The sequence below is a fragment of the Pseudomonas sp. B20 genome (genome assembly GCF_020515755.1).
GTDB lineage: Bacteria > Pseudomonadota > Gammaproteobacteria > Pseudomonadales > Pseudomonadaceae > Aquipseudomonas > Aquipseudomonas syringae.
Map to the genome: position 1 here is coordinate 141,899 of NZ_JAHPJG010000010.1, position 20,954 is coordinate 162,852.

Sequence of the window (20,954 nt, forward strand, 5' to 3'; positions counted from 1 at the left end):
CCATAACTGAATATCGATCACCCTTTTAACGCCGCTTCTTATTGAACGCACCCGTGGAAAAAACGATTCACCGCCCTGCTCATCAACAAAATGGCACGTGGCGTGAACCACCGTGGATAACATGCACGTAAAAGAAGGAAGTCAAGACTGACGAACGGTTGAAGAGTGAAACGGGTGCGGCTCTCGCAAGGCACGCCCGCTCCTTCAAAAGAGTTGTGCGTGCCCTGCTCGAAAACTTACTCTTGTTCGTCTTGCATATTCTCTTTTGCGTCGGTGCCGGACAGCCGCAGGTGAATCAGCGCAACACGCTCGCCACGCTTATCGAGCTTTTCTTCGATATGGAAAGGACGGAATCCCATCCGCGGATAGAACAGCAGGCCCGGGACGTTGTGGTTGTAGCAGGACGCGATCATTTCACTCGCTTCGTGCTTGTCGAACGCAATCCCCATCATGGTGGTGATCATGAAGCGCCCTACCCCTCTGGAGCGGGCTTTCGGTGCGATGATGACGTTGCCCAGCGAACAGCGGCCGCGAAAGGTGCAGAGAGAGAAGTTGGCAAACCCTACCACTTCGCCATCCATCTCGATGACGGTCGAATCATGACGCGTCTCGAGCGCATGGATGAGTTGCGAGGCGGTCAGCGGGTACGTTGCCCTGGGGAACATATAGAACAGCTCATCGGCATTCTGCGGCATCTCGCAGATGAGGGGGACGTCTTTTTCTTCCAGGGGACGGTGAGTGAACATAGGCGGTAACCTCTTGAAGAAATTGAAGAAAGCGCGGGAATACAGCAAGCAGATCGGCGAATCCGGCGACGGTAGATGACAAAAACACAGCGCCCTCGCCCACACAGCATAATCCGCAGCTATCGAAAAGGGCTACCTCAATAACAAAACGTGCTAATGAGCATCGTTGTCCAGGCTGCCTTCGGGCCACATCGCGCAAGGTATTGAAGCCACGGGTTTTACTCGCCTCGGTCTTTCAGTGCTTGCGACGCAGGTACGCAATATCCTGTAACCCGGCGTTCGTCGGCTGACCTTGCATCCCGGATGCAGATTCTGCATTTATTTCACTTTGTTGACCGGACTATTCTTCTTATGTCGATTTCGCCTCTGGCTCGCTTCAAAGCCCGTCCACTCAGATGGATTAGCATGATAGCCATCATCCTTGGCCTGCCCGTCGGCTGTGTAGTGCTTGAACACAAGGAGCGCGAACTGGTGTTTCGCATCGAGCCCGGTACCGCCAGCTGGTACAGCGGTCTGCCGGCAGATGTGCAGGAGATCGAACTCAGTACACCGGCATTCGGTACCTCGCAGAATATCCACGCATGGTGGTGGCCCGCTGCGGACAAGAACGCCCCGGCGGTGCTGTACCTGCATGGATCACGATGGAACCTCACCGGCCAGCTGTTCCGTATCCAGCAACTCAAGGCACAGGGCTACTCGATACTGGCAATCGATTACCGGGGCTTCGGGCAAAGCATGGGCCAGTTGCCGTCGGAAAGGTCTGTGTATGAAGACGCACGCATCGCCTGGGAACGCCTGAAGCAATTGCAACCCGACCCGCAGCGCAGGCTGATTTATGGACACTCTCTGGGCGGTGCGGTGGCGGTGGATCTGGCGGCCGAACTGGGCGAAGACGCTGAAAAGGGCAATGGGCCGATTCAGGCCCGCGGGCTGATCATAGAATCGACGTTCACCAACCTGGCCGATGTGGCCACCGCGCTGGCCAACACCTCGCTGCCGGTGCGCTGGCTGCTGTCGCAGAAGTTCGACTCGCTGGACAAGATTGCAGACATCCATATGCCGGTGCTGATCGTGCACGGCACCGAGGATCGCTATGTACCGGCTCGCTTCAGCGAACAGTTGTTTGCAGCCGCGCAGGAACCCAAGAAGCTGCTATTGGTGCCTGGCGGTACGCATAACAACAGCATGCAACTCGGGCAGCCCGCTTACAGCCGGGCCATTCGCGCCCTGCTCGATACGCCGGCATCGCTGCCTCAGGTGACAAAACAGGGCAAGGACTCAAAGACCTCGGGTTAGACAGCGCCGGGCACGTGGCAGTAGTCTTCGGACTCATGGTCAAAGGACCCCGCAATGAACTGTATTGTCGAGTATTCAGACCCGCATCACCGCCTCGCGGTCATCCAGTTGTGGAAGACCGTCTTCAATGACGACATGCCGCACAATCGTCCAGACCTGTCGATCGACAAGAAACGGGCTGTCGACGACCATTTGTTCTTCGTTGCTCTTGCGGATGACGAGGTGGCCGGTACCCTTCTTGCCGGCTATGACGGGCATCGCGGCTGGCTGTATTCGGTCGCCGTTGATCCACAACAGCGCGGCAACGGCCTGGGCACCCGACTGGTCAGGCACGCAGAAAAGGCGCTTGCGGATCTCGGCTGCGTGAAGATCAACCTGCAGATCCATACCTTCAATGAGAGCGTGCAGGCCTTCTATCGAACCCTGGGCTACACGCCGGAGCTCATTATCAGCATGGGCAAGCGGATCGATGCCAACGTAACGGCTCAGTCCTGAGCCGAGCGCTCTCTGTTTGCCGAGGCGACCGAAACCATCGGGCGCCTCAATCATTTATTTACATGAGAATTAATATCAAATTACAATTATTGCTATTAACGTCCTAGCAGAGCATCTCCCTTGAGCACTTCCTTCCAATGCCCTCGCCGCCCCGGCACTTTTCTGCTGTCCGCGCTTTCTCTGGCGATGTTCTCCGGCGGCGCAGTGCATGCAGCCGAAACCGCGACGCTGCCCGCCACGCAGGTGTCGGCAACCGCGACCGAAACACAGGAAGGCTACAGCGCCAAAAGCGCCAGTACCGCGAGCAAGAGCGATGTACCGCTCAAGGAAGAAGCGCAGTCGGTCAACGTGGTGACACCGCAGACCATCGCCGACTACAACGTGCGCTCGCTGGACGATGCCATGAAGTTTGTCAGTGGCGTCAGCCAGGGCAATACGCTCGGCAACACCAAGGACTCACTGGTCAAGCGCGGCTTCGGCACCAACGATGATGGCTCGGTGCTGCGTGACGGCGTGCGCTCGGTGGTGTCGAAAAATTTCGGTGCCACGACCGAACGCGTTGAAGTGCTCAAAGGCCCGGCCTCGCTGCTGTACGGAGCAATGGAGCCAGGTGGCGTGATCAACGTGATCAGCAAACAGCCGCAATACGTGCAAAGCACCACGCTCAGTGGCTCGGCGTACAGTGAAGGCGGCGGCAGTTTCGGCATCGACACCACCGGCCCGCTGGGCGACTCGGGGCTGGCTTACCGCCTGGTGGCCGAGCGTCAGAGCGAGGACTACTGGCGCAACTATGGCGTTGACCAGCACACGCTGGTCGCACCGTCGCTGTCCTGGACCGGGGAGCGCGCCAGCCTGACGCTGGCTTACGAATACAACGACTACGTCAGCCCGTTCGACCGTGGCACGGTGTTCACGGGCGGTCACCCGGCCGATATCAGCTACGACAAGCGCCTGGACGAAAAATGGGCAAATACCGTCGGCATCAGCGAAACCGCGACCGCGCGCTTCGAGTACCAGCTCAGCGATGACTGGAAAACCCGGCTGACCTACGGCTGGAACAACGACCGCTATAGCCTCTCGATCGCCCAGCCGAGCACGCTGTCCAGCAGCGGCGTGCTGCGGCGTCAGGCCAATGGCGGCCATTACGATTACGAAACGCGTTATGCCAGTTGGGACTTCATCGGCAAGCAGGAGTTATTCGGCCAGCAACATGATCTGCTGATCGGCGCAGAGCAGGAAGACTCCGACAAGTACCGCGGCAAGACCTACCGCAACACCGCGCAGAACGGCTTCAACATCTTTTCGCCCAGCTATGGCGGCCTGGCGGAGCCCAGTGTCGTCAGTGCGACCACCAGCAACCTGAGCAATCAACTGACCTCGTCGTCCGTTTACCTCAAGGACAACTGGCACCTCGATGATCGCTGGATTCTGGTCCTGGGTGGCCGTTACCAGCATTACGATCAGTACATCAAACAGGGACTGGGCGTGAACCGCACGGTGAACCTGGATACCAGCGACGATATATTCCTGCCGATGGCGGGTCTGGTGTTCAAGGTCAATGAGGACCTGTCGCTGTACGGCAATTACAGCCGCTCTTTCGTACCCAACGATGACGTCAACGATGACGGCACCACCTTCGACCCGGAAGAAGGCCGCAGCTACGAAGTCGGGGCCAAATATGCACTGGCACCGGAACTCGACTTCAACCTCGCGGTATTCGACATCGAGAAGAAAAACGTCGTCACGCCTACCGGCGTGACCGGTGTCAGCGAAGCAGCCGGCAAGGCAGGTTCACAAGGCATAGAGCTGGATGTGACCGGTCGAATTGCCGAGCGTTGGGGCATGATCGGCACTTACGCCTACACCCACACCGAAGTGCTGGATGATCCAAGCAACAAGGGCAATCGTCTGAGCCAGGCCCCCAAGCACACGGCCAGCCTGTACCTCACCCATCACCTGCAAGTCCCGTCCGGTCTGGGCGACTGGCACGCAGGTGGCGGCGCACGCTACGTCGGCGAACGCGCTGGCGACGATGCCAACACCTTCTACATGAGCAGCTATACCGTGGCGGATGCGTTTCTGCGCTGGGACGTGCCCATGGCAGGTTATAAAACACGCCTGCAGTTGAACGTGGATAACCTGTTCGACAAGCAGTACTACCCTTCCAGCACCGGCAGCCAGTTGCAGGTCAATGTGGGTGAACCGCGCACCGCACGCCTGAGCGCCAGCGTCACGTTTTAAGACGTTGCCACGGAGCAGGCCTGCGCGGGCTTGCTCGGTGGCACTTGAAGGGATGTATCAGAACTTAATTCGGTAAAAGCTGATCAGCGCTTCATTGCCATACAGGTATTCGAACCTGCCGATGAATGCGCTCTTCTCCAGCCACTCGTTAGGGCCCAGAGAGACCTGAAAGCGTGGTGTGCAGGTGCACTGATAATGGCCTTCGCTGATTGGCCATACTCCGTTCTGCAATTCGTGCTGGCCCGTTTCGTCAACGAGCAGAGCGCCTCTGCTTTCAACGTTGATCATTTCACCCAACTGGGTGACCAGCGTGAAACGGGTTTCCAGAAAAGCAAGCTCGGATGACAACTCAACCAGCGTGTTGCTACCGCCGGAGAGTACCGAGCCGCTGAAGTTTTCGCCGTAAAATTCCCCGCCCACTACATTGCTGTTGCTACGCAGTCCGTCGCTGCATATCCCCATGAGCACAGGAGCGTCGGTCTTCAGAATCACGGTCAGCATTTTTTCCAGCTGAGGAGCGGCTGCCGTATTACTACGAAAAGCACGTTTGACGGATTTGTTGAAGTCGATAATGGTCATAGAACTGTTCACTCCATCTTTGAATGGATTCGGGCAACGAATGGCCGGGTGCAGTCCATCGGCATTTATCTACGCCTGCTTTTCCAGTAAGCTCCACGGAGTCGACTGAAATCGTACCGAACGGTTCAGTTCCAGTCTAGAGAATTTTGCATACGATCTGCCCACTGGAGAATTGAGGATATGAATGAAGGTCCGAACTGAAGCTCGCCGCGAAGCCATCATTGATGCCGCAGCAAGTGTCTTCCTCGAAATGGGTTACGAGCGTGCCTCGATGAATGAGGTCACCAAACGAATGGGTGGCTCCAAGGCGACGATCTACAGTTACTTTCCCTCCAAGGAAGAACTGTTCATTGCCGTGGTCAACAGGCTCGCAACCGCCCATCTGGCCGACGCGGTTTCAGAGCTGGTGATCCAGGATGACAAACCGATCGATTTGCGCACCCTGTTCACGCGCTTCGGGGAACGCATGCTGATGGTGCTTATCAATGATGACAAGGCACTGGCCGTGTATCGCATGGTGGTCGCCGAGTCCGGGCACTCGGACATCGGCATGATGTTCTACGAATCGGGCCCCAGCCAGTGCCTGCAGACAGTCACCTCACTGATGACTCTGGCAATGCGAAAAGGCCAGTTGCGTGAAACCGATCCGCACATCGCCGCGTTGCAGTTGACCTCGCTGTTGACTGCCGAGACCGACATTCGCCTTTACCAACAGGCGCCCATGCCGCTGAGCATCGAAGAAATTCGCGCCATGGTCGAACGCGCAGTGGATACCTTCATGTTGGGTATGGAGAAACGCTGAGTCCGCGTAACAGAACCAAGCGATATTGATAAGAGCCGATATTGCAACCCTTCTGAAATACCTTGTTACTCTTTTACAGCCAAGTTAATCCGAATGAGGGCGATAGCTGGTTACCCCTTCGGAGAAACACTATGATCCTGCGAAAACTCAACCTGGCCGCCCGTTCGACGCTCTGTTTCGGCGTGTTCTGCCTGATGATCATTGCCTTGGGCCTGCTCGCCCTGCGTCAGGCGGCCGAGCTCAATGCGGCGGAAAAATTCATCGAGACCAATGTGCTTCCGAGCATAAAGCAGCTCGGGTCGATTGATCGGGAGTTTGTCAGTATCCGCGGCAACAACGCCCGCGTGCGCAATCCGATTGAACCGCAGGATCGAAAGACCAAGGCGCTCAGCGATATCCAGCAGTCTCGCTCGCTGATCGCCGGCTATTTTGACGCACTCGGCAAATTGATCGTGACTCCGCAAGGGCGCCAGGCATTCGATGAATTGTCTCAGGCACAGGCCGGGTATCAAGTGGCACAGGACCGCTACCTGGCCTCGGTGGCGGCTGGCGATCTGGAAGCCGCAGTGGCAACCTCCAATGGTGAAATGAAAAGCGCGGCCGATCAGGTTGAAGCCGGGATGAAGAAACTCATCGGCATCAACGACGGCAAAGCCGAGAAAGCTGGCGCTACCGCTCAGGCTGCCTATGAGCAGACATTGTGGATGGTGGGTATTTTCATCGCCGTCGGCGTCATTACCACGCTGCTCCTTGCCTGGATGTACACCCGCAGTCTGACGGGCCCGATTGGCGATTCGTTGAGTATCGCGCAACGCATTGCCACCAATGATCTGAGCAAGGATATCCCGCAACATGGTACTGACGAGGCGGCGAAACTGATTGCCGCACTCGCCACCATGCAGGCCAACCTGCGCAATGCCCTGATCCTGATCGGCGACTCGTCCACCCAGCTGGCGGCCACCTCCGAGGAAATGCATGCAGTCACGGAAGACGCATCGCGCACCATTCTGCGCCAGACCAACGAGATCGAAATGGCAGCCACGGCCGTTAACGAGATGAGCGCGGCGGTGGAAGAAGTGGCCAGTAATGCCGCATCGGCATCGGAAGTGACCTCGCAATCGAGCACTGCAGCCATGGCCGGACGCGCGCAGGTCGATGAGACCGTCACGGCGATCAACCTGATGGTTTCCAAGGTGCAGATCACCTCCACCGAGGTACAGGGCCTGGCCGTCATGGCGACGGATATCAGCAAGGTGCTGGATGTGATTCGCGCCATCGCCGAACAGACCAACCTGCTGGCGCTCAACGCGGCCATCGAAGCGGCCCGCGCAGGTGAAGCCGGACGAGGTTTTGCGGTGGTTGCGGACGAAGTCCGGGCACTGGCGCATCGCACTCAGCAATCGACCCGAGAAATCGAGCAGATGGTCGGCTCGATTCAGACCGGAACCGGCAATGCCGTCAGCGCAATGGAGCAGACCAGCGTTCAGGCCCACAAGACGCTGGAGATGGCCAATGGCGCCGGCAAGGCGCTACTGGAAATCACCGAATCCATCAGCCAGATCAATGAACGGAACCTGATGATTGCCACCGCAGCTGAAGAACAGGCTCAGGTCGCTCGAGAAGTCGACAGAAGCCTGGTCAGCATTCGTGATCTGTCCAGCCAGACGTCCGAGGGCTCCAATCAGACGGCCATCGCCACTGCCGAACTGTCAACCCTGGCTTCAAGCCTGAACCGTCTCACCAAGCAATTCCGCGTTTAAGCCCCTCTGCCGGAAAGCTCGCTTCCCGGCATCTTTCCTTGTCGAATAGCTTGCCCAGGCTTGACAGCCCGTTGCGCAGCGGCAGACGCTACTGCTGCGTGCCGAACATTGCCGTCCAGTAAATCCCTGCGTCACTTTTCGGGTCCATCGCGTAGGCTGCACCCAGCTCGCGGAAATCCGGATTCATCAGGTTGGCGCAGTGGCCCGGGCTCAGCAGCCAGCCATCCACCACCTTGCGCGCACTGTCCTGACCCGCGGCAATGTTCTCCCCCACCTGCTGACCCACATACCCGGCCAGTTCGGCGCGGTCGCCAGGTGTACGGCCGTCACGATCCTTGTGGTCAAAAAAGTTTTGATTGGCCATCGCCTGGGAATGACGTTGTGCAGCGGTCCCCAGTACCAGGTTCCAGGCCAGCGGCGTGGTAGCGGCGAAGGATTGTGTGCCGCACTGGCGTGCCTGAGTGCGGGCGTTGTTGATCATTTCCAGTATCTTTTGCCCCTCTGTCTGCCAGTCGCCAAGACGCGACGCGACCAGCGAGCGCGCCAGCACGATACGCCAGTCTCGCCCTTCGCGGCTGACACCGATGTCGACGAACTGCGGGTCCAGCACCACACGGCAGAAACTCTCCAGAACCGCCTTGAGTGCAGCGTCTGCATTGTTCGGACCGGACAGGCTTATCGCCTGCACGGTGACCATCGGGTAGGAAGCACGCGTCAGCGCCTGTTGCAGGTCCAGATTGCCACTGGCCGGCAGCACCAGACGCGCATCGCTGGTCAGCGGTGGCAGTTCCATGGACACCTGCTCGCCGCAGCGCTGCGCCTGGCCGCGATAGGCATTGAGGGATTCGATCAATTGCGTTTCGTCGCCGGCCAGCGCAGCACTGGCAAACACGCCAGAGCACAACACGGCCAGAAAGGATATCGACACTCGCGGGAGCGACAGGCGCAGAAGGTAATGAATGACAGGCATGAAAAGTCTCTCTCGGGCTGAGTCCGCCTATGATGCGCGAAATGACCCGGTCGGGCGCAACGCCTTTTTCATGCCTGACCGGAATTTAACAACCGATCGGGTCCAGACGTGCGCCAGACAATGCCTCGTGAGGACGACTTACAGCTTGAAGTTGGCAACCAGTGAGTTGAACGAGGTGGCCAGTCGCGACAGCTCCTGACTGGACGCGCTGGTCTGGTTGGCACCGGCAGCGCTCTGGGTCGACAGGTCCTGAATGTTGATCAGGTTGCGGTCTACCTCGCGGGCCACCTGGGCCTGCTCTTCCGAGGCGGAAGCAATGACCAGATTACGCTCGTTGATGGTGGCTACACCCAGGGTGATTTTCTCCAGCGCCGCGCCCGCACGCAGGGCCAGTTCCTGCGTGTTGGTGGCCAGCGACAGGCTCTTGCCCATCGCCGCAACCGCGCCATCAGCACCCGACTGCACGGTACTGATCATGCCTTCGATTTCCACGGTCGATGCCTGGGTACGGTGCGCCAAAGCCCGAACCTCGTCAGCCACCACCGCAAAACCACGACCCTGTTCGCCGGCACGCGCAGCTTCGATGGCGGCGTTCAAGGCCAGCAGGTTGGTCTGCTCGGCGATACTGCGAATCACGTCAAGCACCTTGCTGATTTCCCGCACATGCCCGGCCAGCTCGGAGACAGCGCCAGTGGATGCCGTGATCTCATGGACCATGGTGGTGATGCCCTTGACCGTGTGATCGACCTGGCCACGACCATCGACGGCATCGTCTGTCGCAGACTTCGAAGCCTCGGAGGTGGACACCGCGTTGCGCGCCACTTCTTCCACTGCGGCAGTCATCTGATTGACGGCTGTTGCCGCCTGCTGGATTTCGTCGTTCTGGCGAGTCAGCCCGCGGGTGCTTTCATCGGTGACAGCGCTCAGTTCTTCGGCAGCGGAAGCCAGCTGGTCCGAGGCACTGGCAATCTGTTGGATGGTGTTTTTCAGCCCGCCCTGCATGTCGGACAGCGCGTCCAACAGTTGCCCGGCCTCATCGCCACTGTTAGAAACAATAGGCTGGGTCAGGTCACCGCCCGCAATGCGCTGAGCACTGGCGACTGCGACAGCCAAAGGACGGGTGATCATGCGGGTAATCAGCACGCCGAGCATGATGGCCACCAGAAAAGCGATCACCACGCCAATCTCCAGCATCAATACCGAACTGGCCTTCAGGTCGGCAGCAGCGGCTGCGCCTTCCTTGATCTGACGGTTGTTGGAATCGATCATGGTGCGCATGTAACTGCGCACCTTGGTAAAGCTTTCCGAGGACAGGCTGTTCAACTGGGTCCGGGCAGCCTCGTAATTACCTGCCTTCATCAGCTCGACAACCTGTTGAGAGCCCGAAACGTAAGCGGGCAGCATCAGTTCCAACTGGTCCCCGGCGGCGCGCTCGTCATCTTCCAGAGGCGTGGCGCGGTAGATCGCAAACACTTTTTGCGCACGGGCCAGGTCATCACTCAACGCCTGACGAACGCGATCCTTGTCCGTTTCGGAGACACCGCCATCCTGCGCATCCAGCAAACGGTAAAGCCCGCGGTTGTGAGCGGTGAAGCTGGTCAGCGCTTCATTGGTGTTGCCAACCGAGACGAGGTTGTTGGAAAACGTAAGCTCAAGGTTATTGCCCAGGCGGGTCACTCCGACCATCCCCAGAGCGCCGACGGCCAGCGTGATCAACGCACAAATGATGAAAGCAGAGAGAAGCTTGGTAGAAAACTTGGACTGACGCAGGACGTTCATGGGGCTTACCTGTTGCTGAATGAGGAGTGGTGTCAGTGCCGGAATGAGTTGATCAAACAGCGATGATGTCATAATGACTTCACCTCATTTGGATCGTTCCACCCCCTCCTCGTTTTTGATAGAAAACTTTGACAAGTCGCACTTGTGCGCCTAACGCTCTCTATCGGTCCTGCCTCACTGGCACTCTTTGTCAGTGCAGGCGCGAGGTTTGCGACGCGCCATCTGCCAGCGGCTTGTTACCAAGATGTTGCTCGGCGAACGTTCTCGCCTCAAGGGTCATACGGTCCAGATGGCGATCGCGTTGCTTCTCCGCATCGACCATCGCGCTGTTGCCGTGCTGTTTGAGCAGGTAAGCGTGAATCTGCCGCACCTCCACCGAGTTGTAGATCGGCGCGATATCCATGACCGCAAGCAAGCCGTCAGTACCGTGATCACGCGTGTTCATGATGACCTGCGGACCACGCGCACCCAGCACCTGAAAGCCCATTGCCTCGAAATACGCGACTTTGCCGACCACGCAATACAGCTCTGCGTGCGGATAGCGACTGGTCATTTTCTCCAGCATCGAGCATGCGATGCCCTGACGACGGTGGCTGTCGCGCACCGCCATGTAGGCTACGGCGCAGGCCTGCGGATCATCCTGCACAGGCAGGTACAGCAAAAAACCCAATACGGTTTCGGGGTCTTCATCGTCCAGCGCGACGATCAGCTCCACGGTCAGCTGCTGCGAACCGTCCATGGCATTCAGGTACAAATGCACCTCGTAGCCCACGCCGTACTGGTAAAGGTTGTACAGCGGGTTGCTCGGCGCGATGGCTACCAGGCTGATGTCAGTCACGTAATCGACGACCATCTGCTGGATCTGGCTCCGGATGAATTCCGGCGGCGGGGTTTGTAGCAGCATGATCGTCGGCATGGGACAAGGGGCTCCGTTTAACAGGTGTGTCTGTACAGGGTGTGGCCACATGATAGCGCGTCGAAGCATTCAGGACCGATATTGTCATATTGCCAGCATCCTGCAGCGCGACACTTAGTTGCAACTTATACGATGACTTGAAAAAAAGAATATCAAATAGCCACCCACCTGAACGATGATCCTAACTATCAGTACGATAGTACCAGCACAAGCCACAGCCACCTGCCAGTAACCAAATAATAAAGTTGATAATGATTCACATCCACCTGAAAGAGGGGCAAGCGAGCACGTTTAATGACTGTCGACATTCAATAAAAATCCATTTATTTCAGAGGGATGCAGAACTAGAGAAAACACGGATATATAACGTGATCTACAACGTCTGAACGTGCATCAATGCACCGGGCGAATTCAGTACAAACATTCTTTACCGGGTCCACCTTTTGCCTGAGTATTTATCTCAATCACCCCGATACATTTTTATAATCACCGCATTTCCCTCACGCGCCTAAGATAATCCGGCCTACTAAAAATATGAGGGATTCAAAATGCCGTTATTAAACTGGTCCAGACACATGGTGTGTCTAACTGCAGCCGGTCTGATTACTATTCCGACCGCTTATGCAGCCGATACCCTGACACGTGACAATGGCGCCGTCGTTGGAGACAATCAGAATTCTCAGACCGCAGGCGCCGAAGGGCCTGTCCTGCTGCAAGACGTGCAACTGCTGCAAAAGCTGCAGCGCTTTGATCGCGAACGCATCCCTGAGCGCGTCGTGCATGCCCGTGGCACTGGCGTCAAAGGCGAGTTCACGGCCTCCGCCGACATCAGCGACCTGAGCAAGGCGACCGTTTTCAAATCCGGCGAGAAGACCCCGGTATTTGTACGCTTCTCCTCCGTGGTTCACGGTAATCACTCGCCTGAAACACTGCGCGACCCGCACGGCTTCGCCACCAAGTTCTATACGGCTGACGGTAACTGGGATCTGGTCGGCAACAACTTCCCGACCTTTTTCATTCGTGATGCCATCAAGTTCCCGGACATGGTCCACGCGTTCAAACCGGACCCGCGTACCAACCTGGACAACGATTCGCGTCGCTTCGACTTCTTCTCCCACGTACCGGAAGCCACCCGTACGCTGACCCTGTTGTATTCGAACGAGGGCACCCCAGCGGGCTATCGCTTCATGGACGGCAACGGTGTACACGCCTACAAACTGGTCAACGCCAAGGGCGAAGTGCACTACGTCAAGTTCCACTGGAAATCCCTGCAGGGCCTCAAGAACCTTGATCCCAAGGAAGTCGCTCAGGTCCAGTCCAAGGACTACAGCCACCTGACCAACGATCTGGTCGGCGCGATCAAAAAGGGTGATTTCCCGAAATGGGACTTGTACGTTCAGGTGCTGAAGCCTGAAGAGCTGGCGAAATTCGACTTCGACCCATTGGACGCCACCAAGATCTGGCCGGATGTTCCCGAGAAGAAAATCGGGCAGATGGTCCTGAACAAGAACGTCGATAACTACTTCCAGGAAACCGAGCAGGTCGCCATGGCCCCGGCCAACCTGGTTCCAGGTATCGAACCTTCCGAGGACCGTCTGCTGCAAGGCCGTGTGTTCTCCTACGCTGACACCCAGATGTATCGCCTTGGCGCGAATGGCCTGAGCCTGCCCGTCAACCAGCCAAAAGTTGCGGTCAACAACGGCAATCAGGACGGTGCGCTGAATACCGGTCACACCACCAGCGGCGTCAATTATGAGCCGAGCCGTCTGGAACCGCGTCCAGCGGATGACAAGGCGCGCTACAGCCAGCTGCCGCTCAGTGGCACTACCCAGCAGGCGAAGATCACGCGTGAGCAGAACTTCAAGCAGGCGGGTGATCTGTATCGCTCCTACAGCGCGAAAGAGAAGACTGACCTGGTGCAGAGCTTTGGCGAGTCGCTGGCCGACACCGACACTGAAAGCAAGAACATCATGCTGTCGTACCTGTACAAGGCAGATCCGGACTACGGCACTCGGGTAGCCGAAGTCGCCAAAGGCGATCTGAGCAAGGTCAAGTCCCTGGCTGCAAGCCTCAAGGACTGATGATCTGATACCCCGTCCCGGTGCTTTGTCGCCGGGACGGTTCACGTCAGGAGAACGCCCATGAAGCATCTGATCTATGGCTTGCTGCTGTTTGCCGCAGCCGCTAACGCCACACCACCGGCATCGACACCCACCCCCACTCCACCGCCTTCAGAGCTGACCGCCGAACAGACTGCCAGCCAACTGCGCACGCTGTTTTTCGATGCTTCCCGCGAAGGCAACAACCCCATGCTGGACACGTTTATCGAGGCTCATTACGACCTCAACATCCGTGACGAACAAGGCTATACCGGTCTGATTCTGGCGGCCTATCACGGCCATGAAGATTCGGTGATACGCCTGATAGACGCCGGAGCGGACCCTTGCGCCAAGGACAATCGCGGCAATACGGCGCTGATGGGGGCGATTTTCAAAGGTGAACTGAGCATCGCCAAGCGCCTGGTGCAGGCAGATTGTGGTGCTAACCTCACCAACAATGCCGGGCAGACCGCAGCCATGTACGCCGCTTTGTTCAAACGTACTGAAGTGCTCAAGGAACTGACCGACAAGGGCGCAGACCTGAGCATTCGTGACAGCATGGGCAATGACGTGGAAGGCTTGTCCAAAGGTGAATTCCAGGCGCCGCCTGTCCGCTGACGGCTGCTGGAATCAGTCTTCGCGCTCGATCATTTCGTAGATGCGGCTGGCAAACGCTTCCATGGTGAAGGGTTTGGTGAGCACCCACATCCCCGGATCCAGATGGCCGTTGCCAATGATGGCGTTCTCTGCGTAACCGGTAATGAACAGCACTTTGAGGTCGGGTCGAATGATCCGCGCCGCATCGGCCAATTGCCGGCCATTCATGCCACCCGGCAACCCGACGTCAGTCACCAGCAGGTCGATACGCGCATCGGACTCGATCACCTTGAGCGCAGATGCGCCTTCGCCCGCCTCGATCGGAATGTAGCCCTGATCCTCCAGCACTTCGGCCACCAGCATGCGGATGGTCGGCTCATCGTCGACAATCATCACAGTGCGCTCGGTCTGTACCGCGGCCGACCCAGAGGCATCTGCAGACTCGATCTCTTCCGGCGCCCCAAGGTAATGACGCGGCAGGTACAGGCACATGTTCGTACCCTGATCAGGCTCGGAATAGATGCGCACCTGACCGCCGGACTGGCGCACGAAACCGTACACCATCGATAACCCCAGCCCCGTGCCCTGCCCCAGCGGTTTGGTGGTAAAGAAAGGGTCGAAGGCCCGATTGATGACCTCGGGCGACATGCCTGTGCCGGTGTCGCTGACACACAGCGACAGGTACTGCCCGGGGATCAGATCGCGGCTTTGCGAACCACGCTCGTCAATCCAGCGGTTGGCTGTCTCGATGGTAATCCGCCCGCCGCGCGGCATGGCGTCCCTGGCGTTGATGCACAGGTTCAACAAGGCATTTTCCAGTTGCGGTGCATCGATGAACGTTGACCACAACCCGACCGAGGTCACCACCTCCACGGTGATGTGCGGCCCGACCGTGCGCCGAATCAGTTCTTCCATGCCGATGACCAACCGGTTTACGTCGACCGGCTTGGGGTCCAGGGTCTGCCGACGCGAAAACGCCAGCAATCGATGAGTCAGTGACGCCGCACGTTTGGAGGCATCCTGCGCAGCCCCTATGTAGCGGTCCAATTCATTGAAACGGCCCTGGCTCACCCGTGTCTTGAGCAGTTCCAGCGAGCCCGTGATGCCGGTCAACAGGTTGTTGAAATCGTGGGCGATACCACCCGTCAACTGGCCTACGGCTTCCATCTTCTGCGACTGGCGCAAGGCTTCTTCAGCCTGGCTCAGGCGCTCCTGCTCGCGCAGCCGTTCGCTGACATCGTAGGCAAACAGGTAAGCGCCAATGGCCTGCCCCTGAGCATTGCGCAGCGTGCTGTAACGTATTTCAAAATGGCTGGCCGGATCGTTCGAGTCACTGAAGCTGACGCTTTCGGCGAACTCCTCGCCCGCTAACGCACGCGTCCAGCGCCGTTCAAGATCAGCCTTGCTGTGCGGCCGGTCGTCGAGCAGGTCGAGCATACTGTCACCCACTTGCGGCCGGACGCCGAACAGGCGCTCGAACTCGCGCAGGGCAGCGCCATTGATGGCCATCCAGCGAAAATTGCAGTCGACGACATGAATGATCGCATTGGTGCCGTTGACGACATCGGCCAGCACATTGCGCTCGGCCACGGCTTCGACAATGCGCGCCTCCAGTGTTTCGTTCAGTTGCTTGAGCGCCAGTTCAGCGCGTTTGCGTTCAGTGATGTCTTGAAACAACACGGCGACCTGCTTGCGGCTGGCCGGGTCGATGCGAAACGCGGTCAAGGCCAGATAGCGCCCGGTGGCCACCAGCTCGCGCTCGAAACGGATCGGCTTGCCGGTCCGCAACACATCGCCGTAAAACTTCACCCAGCCATCAGCCTCCTCACGAACCATCTCGCGCAGCTTCTTGCCCACCACATTGGAAATGCCGGCGTGGTATTCGTAGGCCGGATTGGCTTCGACGTGAATGTAATCGCTCAGCGGACCGTGCGGCCCGTCAAAGAACTCAATGATGCAAAAGCCTTCATCCATGGCGTTGAACAGAAAACGATAGCGCTCCTGGGATTGGGCCAGGGCGTATTCGGCCTCCCGACCGGTGACGCTCAGGCTCTCTTTAAGCGAGGCGTTTTCCTGCTCCAGAGCCGCTAACCGGCTCTGAAGATGTTGTAAATCTGTCGGGGTCAAAGCGGCGGCACCTGAGGGATTGGTTGCGCCGCTTTCCCGTCATGCGGGGCGGCACGAGCACGCTACGAGAAAAAACCCTCGCATGCAAAAATAATGGCGTTTTGAGCTCAGATATTGTGGGTTTTCGCCAGATCAGAGCGAGATACGATTGTGTGAACAGCCTTCAGGAGTCCAGGAGCGTGCCCTGCAGGAACTGTCCCATTCCGGCGCGCGATGTCAGTTCGACGCTGAGGAAGCAGCATGCAGGTGCAGCCATTGGTCCACGACTTGCCCCATGGTCTTGGGCTCGCCATTGTTGATCCATGCCATGAATGGCCGATCAAACCTGAACGACGCCCCGCACTGCAAGGTCATGAAGCGCCTCACGTTCTGCGTGTTCCGATAGGTGTCATTCACCGGCGTATCACGCGTGATGAGGCCGGAGTGCCAATCGAAAGCCATGCCTGATTCCTTCTGCTGTCGGGTTGCAGGCACTCTTTATAGCCGGATTCTGTTGCAGTCGCGAGGTTGGAAAGGCTTGTGGCGTACAGGAAATTGCGCAACCCCGCCTCACTCTCCCGCGAACGGCACCAACGACTCCAGCAGCCACGCACCCGCAGGCCCCAGACTGCGCTGGAATGACCAGATGACGTCCACCGCCGAGCGCCGCGGCCAACCGGAGACTTGCAGTTCTTTGAGCAGTCCGCCCGAATAGCGCGACACCAGCCAGCGCGGCAATGCCGACCAGCCAAAGCCGAACGCAGCCATGTCCATCAACAGCAGGTAATTGGGGGCCGACCAATGCCGATGGCCGCTGGTGGGCAGGTCGTCAGTGGGGATACTGTGCTCGATCAGCGTATTGAGGCGCAAGGCGCGATAGCGGGCCAGCTGTTGGTAATCGACCCGTTCCAGCGCGGCCAGTGGATGTTTGTGCGACACGAACAGACCGAAATCGGCACTTTCCTCGATGGTCGCGTGACCGATTTCCGGTGGGTAGCTGGCTTGCGCCGACAGCAGCCCCAGTGACGCCCTGCCCGACTGCACCAGGCTGATGGCGTCGCCATGCTCGGCGAACACGCATTCCATTTCCAGCTCTGGAAAGCGTTGATCGAGCTCGGTCATCAGCCGTTCGAAATCGGCAAACTGGTTGGCATCCGACAGCACCAGCGTCAGCCGTGGCTCGACGCCTGCCGCAAGCCGCGCGGCAGCACGACGCAGCCGGTCCGAGGCGCACAGCAGATCATCGACACGGCCCAGCATGACCCTCCCCGCTTCGGTCAGGACCGGTTGCCTGGAAGAGCGATCGAACAGCTCCAGCCCCAGATCGATTTCCAGGCGGGCGATCGCTTCACTGATGGTCGATTGACTCTTGCCCAGACGGCGTGCGGCCGCGCTGAACGAACCCAGCGCGGCAATCTGGGCGAAGGCTTCCAGGGCTTCTGGCGAATAACTCATGGCGCTCTCATATCGGTTTAACCGATGGTATTGATTTTCAGCTTAACGCAAACACCGATGATAATACCGCCATCCATCAGCACCAAGGGCCGCGTAGTCATGAGTAACAGCCAATCGCACACCGACCGGCAACCCGGCGTCGCCAGCAAAACCCTGCGTGAGCGGGCGATGCATGCCGCGCTGTTCGAGATCGGCGGTGTGATTCTGGTCGCACCACTGCTGGCCTGGCTGATGGAACAGTCACTGGCGATGATGGGCGCCATGACGGTGATGATCTCGACCATCGCCATGCTGTGGAACATGACCTACAACGCGCTATTCGACCGCCTGCGCAACCGCTACGGATTTACCATGAGCCTGACAGTCCGCGTCCTGCACGCAACGGGTTTCGAAGCCGGACTGATTCTGGCCGTGGTGCCGCTGGCCGCATGGTGGCTGACGATCAGCCTGATGGAAGCGTTCTGGCTGGACATCGGTCTGCTGCTGATGTTTCTGCCCTACACCCTGCTGTTCAACTGGGCCTACGACACACTGCGTGAACGCCTGGTGCAGCGACGTCTGTCGAGGTGTGAGGTGTGAGGCATCAGGCACACACATACCGTGCATCAAATGTTCTCACTGGCTAATCAAATCCTCGTCATTGCACACTGTCCCCTACTGACCCAGGCAAGGACACCTTTCGATGACAACTGAAGTACTCAAACTGGCGGCGTTCAGCGATGGAGATCGCGGCGGCAACCCGGCAGGTGTGTGGATTGGCAATGCGTTACCCGATGATGCCGTCATGCAGCAGATTGCCGCCGACATCGGTTTTTCCGAAACGGCGTTCACTGCGCCTGTAGAAAGCGGCTGGCGGGTGCGATATTTCTCGCCGCTGGCAGAAGTACCGTTTTGCGGGCACGCCACCGTCGCCCTGGGCGCAGCGCTGGCGGCGCAGCAAGGCGATGGCGTGTTTCAGCTGACACTCAATCAGGCGCAGATTACTGTCGAGGGCCATGCGCAGGGCTCGCTGACGTCGGCGGCGCTGCAATCGCCACCCACGTTCAGCAAGCCGGTCAGCGCGCCGTTGCTGGAAGAAGCCCTTGCGCTGTTCGGCTATAGCCAGACCGATCTGGATGAGCGCATTACCCCCGCGCATATCAATGGCGGTGCCGGCCATTTGCTGCTGGCGTTGAACAGCCGGGCCAGGCTCAAGGATATGCGCTATGACCAGCAGGCGGGTCACGACCTGATGGTCCGTGAAGGCTGGGCGACGATTCTGCTGGCGTGGGCCGAGACCGATCAGTTGTTCCACACGCGCAACCCGTTTGAATTCGGCGGCGTCTACGAAGACCCGGCCACGGGCGCTGCCACGGCAGCACTGGGCGGCTATCTGCGCGATATCGGCTGGCCGCATGGCGGTTTGATAGACATTATTCAGGGCGAGGACATGGGCAGCCCGTCGCGCCTGCGCGCCGAAATCCCGCAGCAACCGGGAAGCTCGATCCGGGTGTCGGGGATGGCGCGCAGGTTGTAATACCGATCAGGTCCTGAGTTTGCTGCCCCCGATCGCCACGCCCACCAGCATCACAGCAACGATCATGAACGCCAGTTCAAGGCTGCTGACATGGGCAATGAAACCGATTGCCGCAGGACCGATCAGAATCCCGGCATAGCCGACTGTGGTGATGGCCGGGATCGCCACGCTTTCGGGCATGGTCTTCTGCCGGCCGGCTGCGCTGTAGCAGACCGGCACGATGTTCGAGCAACCCGCCCCCACCAATGCATACCCCAGCAGCGCCGCCTGCCAGAACGGGATCAATGTCGCGACGGCCAGTCCCGCCGCGGCACACAGTCCGCCGAGAATAATCACTCGATTGGAACCGACTCGTTTTACCACTGCATCGCCAAACAGCCGCCCCAGGGTCATGGTCGCGGCGAATACCGCATAACCCAGCCCGGCATAGGAAGGCTCGACACCACGCAACGAGGTCAGGAATACCGCGCTCCAGTCGAGCATCGCGCCTTCGGCCAGAAATACGGTGAAGCACAGCAGGCCGATGAACAGCACCACGCCACGCGGGATCGCAAACGCTGGCCCGTCGGACGGACTGCCATAGGGCAATAGATTTGGCGCCGCTTTGGCCAGCGCGACCAACGTCAGGAAGACCACGATCAGCATCGCCGTGAATGGCGAGATACCCAGGCTGAGCAAACCGGCGACGCCCGCTGCACCGACAATCCCGCCAAGGCTGAACAGGCCGTGAAACCCCGACATCATGGTCTTGCCGCTGGCGCGCTCGACAATTACCGCCTGCACGTTGGCCGTGCAATCCACCCCGCCCATACTCGCGCCAAACAGAAACAGCGTGGCTATCAATAGCGGCAGACTGGAAATCGTCGCCAGCAGCGGCAGGCACAGGCAGATCAGCAGCGTCGAACACACCAGCAGACGCCGACAGCCGAAGCGCGCGGCCAGTGCTCCCGCCAACGGCATCGAAATGATCGAGCCTACCCCCAGACACAGCAACAAGAGCCCGAGCGTGCCCTCATCGAGGCCCATCCGCTGTTTGACGTAAGGCACCAGCGGCGCCCACGAGGCGACGCTGAAACCGGCAATGAAAAACGCGATACGCGTCGAAGACTGCTCCGCCCGAGCCTTGGCATCCTGGGCTGCGGTGCTGAAAGAGGTCATGCATGCTCCTTTTTGGGGTTGGGTCGCCACGAGTCGCGAAACTCGGCACTTCAGAAACCAAAGCGTCAGACAAACTTATGGTACGCAATCGATTCACGCCTGCTCAAAAGCACCTTAAACATGAATAATCTGTGTATCCATGATTGGCAAAAAGCCAGCAAACGCCAAGGATAACTGAAAAAATCGTTAAATATCAAAAGCATTGTAAGGTGTCTCAATGAACTTAATACGAAAGCATAATCTTCGTAACCTTCTTTTATGTTTTTTTGGTCTAGACCTGTTTATTGCCATGCGTAAAAGGCTAGGTTAGATTCATTCCCGCACTGGGTTAGTGCAACTAACCGATGAGATGTTCCCTTTGGGAGTCGTCAGCGGCCACGGAAGAACCAGATGTTCATGGAGGATTCGATATATGAATACTTGCCCGAACGAAAACCAT

18 protein-coding genes and 1 pseudogene are annotated in these 20,954 nt (G+C 58.4%); 9 read left to right on the plus strand and 10 right to left on the minus strand.

The features are described 5' to 3' along the window. Positions 1 to 236: 236 nt before the first annotated feature. Entirely contained in the window at positions 237 to 746 is a 510-nt protein-coding gene (locus tag LIX91_RS13235; RefSeq protein WP_003412242.1) for a GNAT family N-acetyltransferase, read from the minus strand. Between the two features lie 351 nt (positions 747 to 1,097). On the opposite strand from LIX91_RS13235, the gene LIX91_RS13240 reads away from it, so the two are divergent. The 3 genes from LIX91_RS13240 to LIX91_RS13250 all read left to right on the plus strand — a co-directional run bounded on the left by LIX91_RS13240 (position 1,098) and on the right by LIX91_RS13250 (position 4,778). Next, positions 1,098 to 2,042: an alpha/beta hydrolase gene (locus LIX91_RS13240; RefSeq protein ID WP_226488592.1), complete on the plus strand. Its 945-nt coding sequence runs from the start codon at positions 1,098 to 1,100 to the stop codon at positions 2,040 to 2,042. 54 nt (positions 2,043 to 2,096) lie between these two features. Beyond that, a complete protein-coding gene (locus LIX91_RS13245) occupies positions 2,097 to 2,537 on the plus strand; it encodes a GNAT family acetyltransferase (protein WP_003412247.1) in 441 nt (146 codons plus the stop codon). A 120-nt stretch (positions 2,538 to 2,657) separates the two neighbouring features. Further along, positions 2,658 to 4,778, plus strand: coding sequence for a TonB-dependent siderophore receptor (locus LIX91_RS13250; protein WP_226488593.1), 2,121 nt, complete (start codon positions 2,658 to 2,660; stop codon positions 4,776 to 4,778). A 57-nt stretch (positions 4,779 to 4,835) separates the two neighbouring features. Here LIX91_RS13250 and LIX91_RS13255 read toward each other — a convergent pair whose 3' ends face one another. Then, positions 4,836 to 5,357 (minus strand): DUF3237 domain-containing protein, encoded by a 522-nt coding sequence (locus LIX91_RS13255; RefSeq protein ID WP_003412250.1) that lies wholly within the window; start codon positions 5,355 to 5,357, stop codon positions 4,836 to 4,838. A 184-nt stretch (positions 5,358 to 5,541) separates the two neighbouring features. Between LIX91_RS13255 and LIX91_RS13260 the strand changes: the two genes are divergently transcribed. Both LIX91_RS13260 and LIX91_RS13265 read left to right on the plus strand, forming a co-directional pair. Next, entirely contained in the window at positions 5,542 to 6,159 is a 618-nt protein-coding gene (locus LIX91_RS13260; RefSeq protein WP_003412253.1) for a TetR/AcrR family transcriptional regulator, read from the plus strand. Between the two features lie 131 nt (positions 6,160 to 6,290). After that, entirely contained in the window at positions 6,291 to 7,919 is a 1,629-nt protein-coding gene (locus LIX91_RS13265) for a methyl-accepting chemotaxis protein (RefSeq protein WP_003417716.1), read from the plus strand. Positions 7,920 to 8,007: 88 nt separating this feature from the next. On the opposite strand, the gene LIX91_RS13270 is transcribed toward LIX91_RS13265, so the two are convergent. From LIX91_RS13270 to LIX91_RS13280, 4 genes and pseudogenes are all read right to left on the minus strand, one after another. Next, positions 8,008 to 8,889 (minus strand): CAP domain-containing protein, encoded by an 882-nt coding sequence (locus LIX91_RS13270; protein WP_003412256.1) that lies wholly within the window; start codon positions 8,887 to 8,889, stop codon positions 8,008 to 8,010. 138 nt (positions 8,890 to 9,027) lie between these two features. Next, positions 9,028 to 9,891: a methyl-accepting chemotaxis protein gene (locus LIX91_RS25835; RefSeq protein WP_404944258.1), complete on the minus strand. Its 864-nt coding sequence runs from the start codon at positions 9,889 to 9,891 to the stop codon at positions 9,028 to 9,030. Further along, positions 9,886 to 10,740, minus strand: a pseudogene (locus LIX91_RS25840) (MCP four helix bundle domain-containing protein); the annotation flags it as partial. The gene LIX91_RS25835 and the pseudogene LIX91_RS25840, both read right to left, overlap by 6 nt. 118 nt (positions 10,741 to 10,858) lie before the next feature. Further along, positions 10,859 to 11,584, minus strand: coding sequence for a GNAT family N-acetyltransferase (locus tag LIX91_RS13280; RefSeq protein ID WP_226488594.1), 726 nt, complete (start codon positions 11,582 to 11,584; stop codon positions 10,859 to 10,861). Positions 11,585 to 12,159: 575 nt separating this feature from the next. Here LIX91_RS13280 and katB point away from each other — a divergent pair. Both katB and LIX91_RS13290 read left to right on the plus strand, forming a co-directional pair. Continuing rightward, on the plus strand, positions 12,160 to 13,665 hold the full coding sequence (katB, locus tag LIX91_RS13285; protein ID WP_003344123.1) for a catalase KatB: 1,506 nt from the start codon (positions 12,160 to 12,162) through the stop codon (positions 13,663 to 13,665). Positions 13,666 to 13,725: 60 nt separating this feature from the next. Beyond that, positions 13,726 to 14,301: an ankyrin repeat domain-containing protein gene (locus LIX91_RS13290; RefSeq protein ID WP_003412261.1), complete on the plus strand. Its 576-nt coding sequence runs from the start codon at positions 13,726 to 13,728 to the stop codon at positions 14,299 to 14,301. Positions 14,302 to 14,313: 12 nt separating this feature from the next. Here LIX91_RS13290 and LIX91_RS13295 read toward each other — a convergent pair whose 3' ends face one another. The 3 genes from LIX91_RS13295 to LIX91_RS13305 form a co-directional block, all read right to left on the minus strand. Then, positions 14,314 to 16,407, minus strand: coding sequence for a PAS domain-containing sensor histidine kinase (locus LIX91_RS13295; RefSeq protein ID WP_226488595.1), 2,094 nt, complete (start codon positions 16,405 to 16,407; stop codon positions 14,314 to 14,316). A gap of 216 nt (positions 16,408 to 16,623) precedes the next feature. Beyond that, positions 16,624 to 16,848 carry a DUF6434 domain-containing protein gene (locus tag LIX91_RS13300; RefSeq protein ID WP_032703038.1) on the minus strand — a complete coding sequence of 75 codons (225 nt, stop codon included), beginning with the start codon at positions 16,846 to 16,848 and terminating at the stop codon, positions 16,624 to 16,626. 108 nt (positions 16,849 to 16,956) lie between these two features. Continuing rightward, positions 16,957 to 17,841, minus strand: a complete 885-nt coding sequence (locus LIX91_RS13305; protein WP_024649341.1) for a LysR family transcriptional regulator — start codon at positions 17,839 to 17,841, stop codon at positions 16,957 to 16,959. 99 nt (positions 17,842 to 17,940) lie between these two features. Here LIX91_RS13305 and LIX91_RS13310 point away from each other — a divergent pair, with 99 nt between their 5' ends. Both LIX91_RS13310 and LIX91_RS13315 read left to right on the plus strand, forming a co-directional pair. Next, positions 17,941 to 18,420, plus strand: a complete 480-nt coding sequence (locus LIX91_RS13310; RefSeq protein WP_226488596.1) for a multidrug/biocide efflux PACE transporter — start codon at positions 17,941 to 17,943, stop codon at positions 18,418 to 18,420. A 103-nt stretch (positions 18,421 to 18,523) separates the two neighbouring features. Beyond that, entirely contained in the window at positions 18,524 to 19,357 is an 834-nt protein-coding gene (locus tag LIX91_RS13315) for a PhzF family phenazine biosynthesis protein (protein WP_226488597.1), read from the plus strand. A gap of 6 nt (positions 19,358 to 19,363) precedes the next feature. Here LIX91_RS13315 and LIX91_RS13320 read toward each other — a convergent pair whose 3' ends face one another. After that, positions 19,364 to 20,515, minus strand: a complete 1,152-nt coding sequence (locus LIX91_RS13320; RefSeq protein ID WP_003417725.1) for an MFS transporter — start codon at positions 20,513 to 20,515, stop codon at positions 19,364 to 19,366. Positions 20,516 to 20,954: the final 439 nt, after the last annotated feature.

Excerpts from the sequence above, each read along its gene's own strand:
- LIX91_RS13235 (WP_003412242.1), bottom strand. The coding sequence starts at position 746 with ATGTTCACTCACCGTCCCCTGGAAGAAAAAGACGTCCCCCTCATCTGC.
- LIX91_RS13240 (WP_226488592.1), top strand. The coding sequence starts at position 1,098 with ATGTCGATTTCGCCTCTGGCTCGCTTCAAAGCCCGTCCACTCAGATGG.
- LIX91_RS13245 (WP_003412247.1), top strand. The coding sequence starts at position 2,097 with ATGAACTGTATTGTCGAGTATTCAGACCCGCATCACCGCCTCGCGGTC.
- LIX91_RS13255 (WP_003412250.1), bottom strand. The coding sequence starts at position 5,357 with ATGACCATTATCGACTTCAACAAATCCGTCAAACGTGCTTTTCGTAGT.
- LIX91_RS13260 (WP_003412253.1), top strand. The coding sequence starts at position 5,542 with ATGAAGGTCCGAACTGAAGCTCGCCGCGAAGCCATCATTGATGCCGCA.
- LIX91_RS13265 (WP_003417716.1), top strand. The coding sequence starts at position 6,291 with ATGATCCTGCGAAAACTCAACCTGGCCGCCCGTTCGACGCTCTGTTTC.
- LIX91_RS13270 (WP_003412256.1), bottom strand. The coding sequence starts at position 8,889 with ATGCCTGTCATTCATTACCTTCTGCGCCTGTCGCTCCCGCGAGTGTCG.
- LIX91_RS25835 (WP_404944258.1), bottom strand. The coding sequence starts at position 9,891 with ATGCAGGGCGGGCTGAAAAACACCATCCAACAGATTGCCAGTGCCTCG.
- LIX91_RS13280 (WP_226488594.1), bottom strand. The coding sequence starts at position 11,584 with ATGCCGACGATCATGCTGCTACAAACCCCGCCGCCGGAATTCATCCGG.
- katB (WP_003344123.1), top strand. The coding sequence starts at position 12,160 with ATGGTGTGTCTAACTGCAGCCGGTCTGATTACTATTCCGACCGCTTAT.
- LIX91_RS13290 (WP_003412261.1), top strand. The coding sequence starts at position 13,726 with ATGAAGCATCTGATCTATGGCTTGCTGCTGTTTGCCGCAGCCGCTAAC.
- LIX91_RS13300 (WP_032703038.1), bottom strand. The coding sequence starts at position 16,848 with ATGGCTTTCGATTGGCACTCCGGCCTCATCACGCGTGATACGCCGGTG.
- LIX91_RS13305 (WP_024649341.1), bottom strand. The coding sequence starts at position 17,841 with ATGAGTTATTCGCCAGAAGCCCTGGAAGCCTTCGCCCAGATTGCCGCG.
- LIX91_RS13310 (WP_226488596.1), top strand. The coding sequence starts at position 17,941 with ATGAGTAACAGCCAATCGCACACCGACCGGCAACCCGGCGTCGCCAGC.
- LIX91_RS13315 (WP_226488597.1), top strand. The coding sequence starts at position 18,524 with ATGACAACTGAAGTACTCAAACTGGCGGCGTTCAGCGATGGAGATCGC.
- LIX91_RS13320 (WP_003417725.1), bottom strand. The coding sequence starts at position 20,515 with ATGACCTCTTTCAGCACCGCAGCCCAGGATGCCAAGGCTCGGGCGGAG.